Annotated in this window: 1 protein-coding gene and 3 rRNA genes; all 4 read left to right on the plus strand. The window is 52.7% G+C overall.

The features are described 5' to 3' along the window. Nucleotides 1-99 precede the first annotated feature (99 nt). The 4 genes from DES44_RS24410 (at nt 100) to rrf (ending at nt 5,243) form a co-directional block, all read left to right on the plus strand. Nucleotides 100-1,628 (plus strand): 16S ribosomal RNA (locus tag DES44_RS24410). A gap of 149 nt (nt 1,629-1,777) precedes the next feature. Beyond that, a complete protein-coding gene (locus DES44_RS24895) occupies nt 1,778-2,038 on the plus strand; it encodes a hypothetical protein (protein WP_147307212.1) in 261 nt (86 codons plus the stop codon). A 28-nt stretch (nt 2,039-2,066) separates the two neighbouring features. Further along, nucleotides 2,067-4,947, plus strand: a 23S ribosomal RNA gene (locus DES44_RS24415). 183 nt (nt 4,948-5,130) lie between these two features. After that, a 5S ribosomal RNA gene (rrf, locus tag DES44_RS24420) occupies nt 5,131-5,243 on the plus strand. The 16S, 23S and 5S rRNA genes sit together here, the layout of an rRNA operon. Nucleotides 5,244-5,245: the final 2 nt, after the last annotated feature.

A 5,245-nucleotide genomic window follows, 5' to 3' on the forward strand; every position in this document is an offset into this window, starting at 1 on the left:
ATAGAGGCAACCTGAGAAGGTTAAATCTTTAGACGCTCACGGAAATGAATGAAGCTATGAAAGTAGTCTTTGTTCGATTCCGTTGAGTTATTCAAGATCGAACTGTAGAGTTTGATCCTGGCTCAGATTGAACGCTGGCGGCATGCCTTACACATGCAAGTCGAACGGTAACGCGGGGCAACCTGGCGACGAGTGGCGAACGGGTGAGTAATGTATCGGAACGTGCCCAGTTGTGGGGGATAACTGCTCGAAAGAGCAGCTAATACCGCATACGACCTGAGGGTGAAAGCGGGGGATCGCAAGACCTCGCGCAATTGGAGCGGCCGATATCAGATTAGGTAGTTGGTGGGGTAAAGGCCTACCAAGCCTACGATCTGTAGCTGGTCTGAGAGGACGACCAGCCACACTGGGACTGAGACACGGCCCAGACTCCTACGGGAGGCAGCAGTGGGGAATTTTGGACAATGGGGGCAACCCTGATCCAGCCATGCCGCGTGCGGGAAGAAGGCCTTCGGGTTGTAAACCGCTTTTGTCAGGGAAGAAATCCTTTGAGCTAATACCTCGGAGGGATGACGGTACCTGAAGAATAAGCACCGGCTAACTACGTGCCAGCAGCCGCGGTAATACGTAGGGTGCAAGCGTTAATCGGAATTACTGGGCGTAAAGCGTGCGCAGGCGGTTATGCAAGACAGATGTGAAATCCCCGGGCTCAACCTGGGAACTGCATTTGTGACTGCATAGCTAGAGTACGGTAGAGGGGGATGGAATTCCACGTGTAGCAGTGAAATGCGTAGATATGTGGAGGAACACCGATGGCGAAGGCAATCCCCTGGACCTGTACTGACGCTCATGCACGAAAGCGTGGGGAGCAAACAGGATTAGATACCCTGGTAGTCCACGCCCTAAACGATGTCAACTGGTTGTTGGGAGGGTTTCTTCTCAGTAACGTAGCTAACGCGTGAAGTTGACCGCCTGGGGAGTACGGCCGCAAGGTTGAAACTCAAAGGAATTGACGGGGACCCGCACAAGCGGTGGATGATGTGGTTTAATTCGATGCAACGCGAAAAACCTTACCTACCCTTGACATGCCAGGAATCTTGCAGAGATGTGAGAGTGCTCGAAAGAGAACCTGGACACAGGTGCTGCATGGCCGTCGTCAGCTCGTGTCGTGAGATGTTGGGTTAAGTCCCGCAACGAGCGCAACCCTTGTCATTAGTTGCTACGAAAGGGCACTCTAATGAGACTGCCGGTGACAAACCGGAGGAAGGTGGGGATGACGTCAGGTCATCATGGCCCTTATGGGTAGGGCTACACACGTCATACAATGGCCGGGACAGAGGGCTGCCAACCCGCGAGGGGGAGCTAATCCCAGAAACCCGGTCGTAGTCCGGATCGCAGTCTGCAACTCGACTGCGTGAAGTCGGAATCGCTAGTAATCGCGGATCAGCTTGCCGCGGTGAATACGTTCCCGGGTCTTGTACACACCGCCCGTCACACCATGGGAGCGGGTTCTGCCAGAAGTAGTTAGCCTAACCGCAAGGAGGGCGATTACCACGGCAGGGTTCGTGACTGGGGTGAAGTCGTAACAAGGTAGCCGTATCGGAAGGTGCGGCTGGATCACCTCCTTTCTAGAGAACGGCCGAGCCACTCAGCAACTCCGGTTGTTGAATGAGCAAGGTCCACAAAACGCCGACATTCAGCGCGCCCACACTTATTGGCTGTAGTTTGAAGACAGATGGTTGGCAAACCATAATATCAAGTCACTTTTTGAGTGATAATGATGTTCTGGTTTGCCAGTCTTGCCCTTAGTGATTACTTCGGGCGTTACTGTTGTTCTTTAACAATTCGTAGAGTCGAATCAGCGTTGCTGGCGGAAAGCTGGCTGCTCGTAAAGGGGCAGACTGGCACCGTGCCGCCAGCGACATTTGATTGCGTCACCAGACTTCAACTCTGCCGCAAGGCAAGAGAAGAAATTGAAGAACGGCGAAAACGCGTGATACTCAATAAAACGCTCAAGTTGTTGAGCGTCTGTCCTTGACGACATCTGCGTGATGTCAAAGTTATAGGGTCAAGTGACTAAGTGCATGTGGTGGATGCCTTGGCGATTACAGGCGACGAAGGACGTGATAGCCTGCGATAAGCTTCGGGGAGCTGGCAAATTAGCTTTGATCCGGAGATTTCCGAATGGGGAAACCCACCTCGCAAGAGGTATTGCATGCTGAATACATAGGCATGCAAGGCGAACCGGGCGAACTGAAACATCTCAGTAGCTCGAGGAAAAGACATCAACCGAGATTCCGAAAGTAGTGGCGAGCGAAATCGGAGTAGCCCTCGTGTTTTAGCAGTTGGCATATCAGAACGGAATGGAAAGTCCGGCCATAGCGGGTGATAGCCCCGTATGAGAAATGTCGATTGTGGAACTAGGCACGAAAAGAGTAGGGCGGGACACGTGAAATCCTGTCTGAACATGGGGGGACCATCCTCCAAGGCTAAATACTCGTAATCGACCGATAGCGAACAAGTACCGTGAGGGAAAGGCGAAAAGAACCCCGGGAGGGGAGTGAAATAGATCCTGAAACCGCATGCATACAAAAAGTAGGAGCCCTTTGGGGTGACTGCGTACCTTTTGTATAATGGGTCAGCGACTTACATTCAGTGGCGAGGTTAACCGAATAGGGTAGCCGTAGAGAAATCGAGTCCGAATAGGGCGAATTAGTCGCTGGGTGTAGACCCGAAACCAGGTGATCTATCCATGGCCAGGATGAAGGTACCGTAACAGGTGCTGGAGGTCCGAACCGACTAGTGTTGCAAAACTAGCGGATGAGCTGTGGATAGGGGTGAAAGGCTAAACAAACCTGGAGATAGCTGGTTCTCTCCGAAAACTATTTAGGTAGTGCCTCAAGTATTACCTTCGGGGGTAGAGCACTGTTTAGGCTAGGGGGTCATGGCGACTTACCAAACCTATGCAAACTCCGAATACCGAAGAGTACAGCTTGGGAGACAGAGCACCGGGTGCTAACGTCCGGACTCAAGAGGGAAACAACCCAGACCGCCAGCTAAGGTCCCTAAAATTGGCTAAGTGGGAAACGAAGTGGGAAGGCTAAAACAGTCAGGATGTTGGCTTAGAAGCAGCCATCATTTAAAGAAAGCGTAATAGCTCACTGATCGAGTCGTCCTGCGCGGAAGATGTAACGGGGCTAAGCCAGTTACCGAAGCTGCGGATGCACAGTTTATCTGTGCGTGGTAGGAGAGCGTTCTGTACGCCTGTGAAGGTGGGTCGTGAGGCCTGCTGGAGGTATCAGAAGTGCGAATGCTGACATGAGTAGCGTTAAAGGGGGTGAAAAGCCCCCTCGCCGTAAGCGCAAGGTTTCCTACGCAACGTTCATCGGCGTAGGGTGAGTCGGCCCCTAAGGCGAGGCAGAGATGCGTAGCTGATGGGAAACAGGTCAATATTCCTGTACCGATCTATAGTGCGATGTGGGGACGGAGAAGGTTAGCTCAGCCGGGTGTTGGATGTCCCGGTTCAAGCATGTAGGCGTGCCCTCTAGGCAAATCCGGAGGGCTTAGCTGAGGTGTGATAACGAGTCTGCTTGCAGACGAAGTGAGTGATACCCTGCTTCCAGGAAAAGCCACTAAGCTTCAGCTATAGACGACCGTACCGCAAACCGACACTGGTGCGCGTGATGAGTATTCTCAGGCGCTTGAGAGAACTCTGGAGAAGGAACTCGGCAAATTGACACCGTAACTTCGGAAGAAGGTGTGCCTTTAGTAGGTGAACCATTGACTTGGGGAGCCCAATGAGGCCGCAGAGAATCGGTGGCTGCGACTGTTTATTAAAAACACAGCACTCTGCAAAGACGAAAGTCGACGTATAGGGTGTGACGCCTGCCCGGTGCTGGAAGATTAAATGATGGGGTGCAAGCTCTTGACTGAAGTCCCAGTAAACGGCGGCCGTAACTATAACGGTCCTAAGGTAGCGAAATTCCTTGTCGGGTAAGTTCCGACCTGCACGAATGGCGTAACGATGGCCACACTGTCTCCTCCAGAGACTCAGCGAAGTTGAAATGTTTGTGATGATGCAATCTCCCCGCGGAAAGACGGAAAGACCCCATGAACCTTTACTGTAGCTTTACATTGGACTTTGAACAGATCTGTGTAGGATAGGTGGGAGGCTTTGAAACCTGGTCGCTAGATCAGGTGGAGCCAACGTTGAAATACCACCCTGGTGTGTTTGAGGTTCTAACCTTGGCCCGTGATCCGGGTTGGGGACAGTGTATGGTGGGCAGTTTGACTGGGGCGGTCTCCTCCCAAAGTGTAACGGAGGAGTTCGAAGGTACGCTAGGCACGGTCGGAAATCGTGCTGATAGTGCATAGGCATAAGCGTGCTTGACTGCGAGACTGACAAGTCGAGCAGGTACGAAAGTAGGACTAAGTGATCCGGTGGTTCTGTATGGAAGGGCCATCGCTCAACGGATAAAAGGTACTCTGGGGATAACAGGCTGATACCGCCCAAGAGTTCATATCGACGGCGGTGTTTGGCACCTCGATGTCGGCTCATCTCATCCTGGGGCTGTAGCCGGTCCCAAGGGTATGGCTGTTCGCCATTTAAAGAGGTACGTGAGCTGGGTTTAAAACGTCGTGAGACAGTTTGGTCCCTATCTTCCGTGGGCGCTGCAAGATTGAGAGAGCCTGCTCCTAGTACGAGAGGACCGGAGTGGACGCACCTCTGGTGTATCGGTTGTCACGCCAGTGGCATCGCCGAGTAGCTAAGTGCGGAAGAGATAACCGCTGAAAGCATCTAAGCGGGAAACTCGTCTCAAGATGAGTCTTGCCGGGGCCTTGAGCCCCCTGAAGGGTCGTTCAAGACCAGGACGTTGATAGGCTGGGTGTGGAAGCGCAGTAATGCGTTAAGCTAACCAGTACTAATTGCCCGTGAGGCTTGACCCTATAACTTTGACAGTCAGTCAGAGTGTTGAGGTCACGCAGATCGATCCTAGAATCGATCAGTCGTTCTTCAAGTCTGCTTGAAGTCTAGCGACGCAATCAAATCAAAGCTGATTCACCAAGACTCTACGAATTGGGCGAGCTGCCCACTCCCTTGATGGAGACGCAGCTGGCCAACCAGTCAAGCCTGATGACCATAGCGAGTCGGTCCCACCCCTTCCCATCCCGAACAGGACCGTGAAACGACTCAGCGCCGATGATAGTGCGGATTCCCGTGTGAAAGTAGGTCATCGTCAGGCTA

This window comes from Roseateles depolymerans (assembly GCF_003387155.1).
Classification (GTDB): domain Bacteria; phylum Pseudomonadota; class Gammaproteobacteria; order Burkholderiales; family Burkholderiaceae_C; genus Roseateles; species Roseateles depolymerans.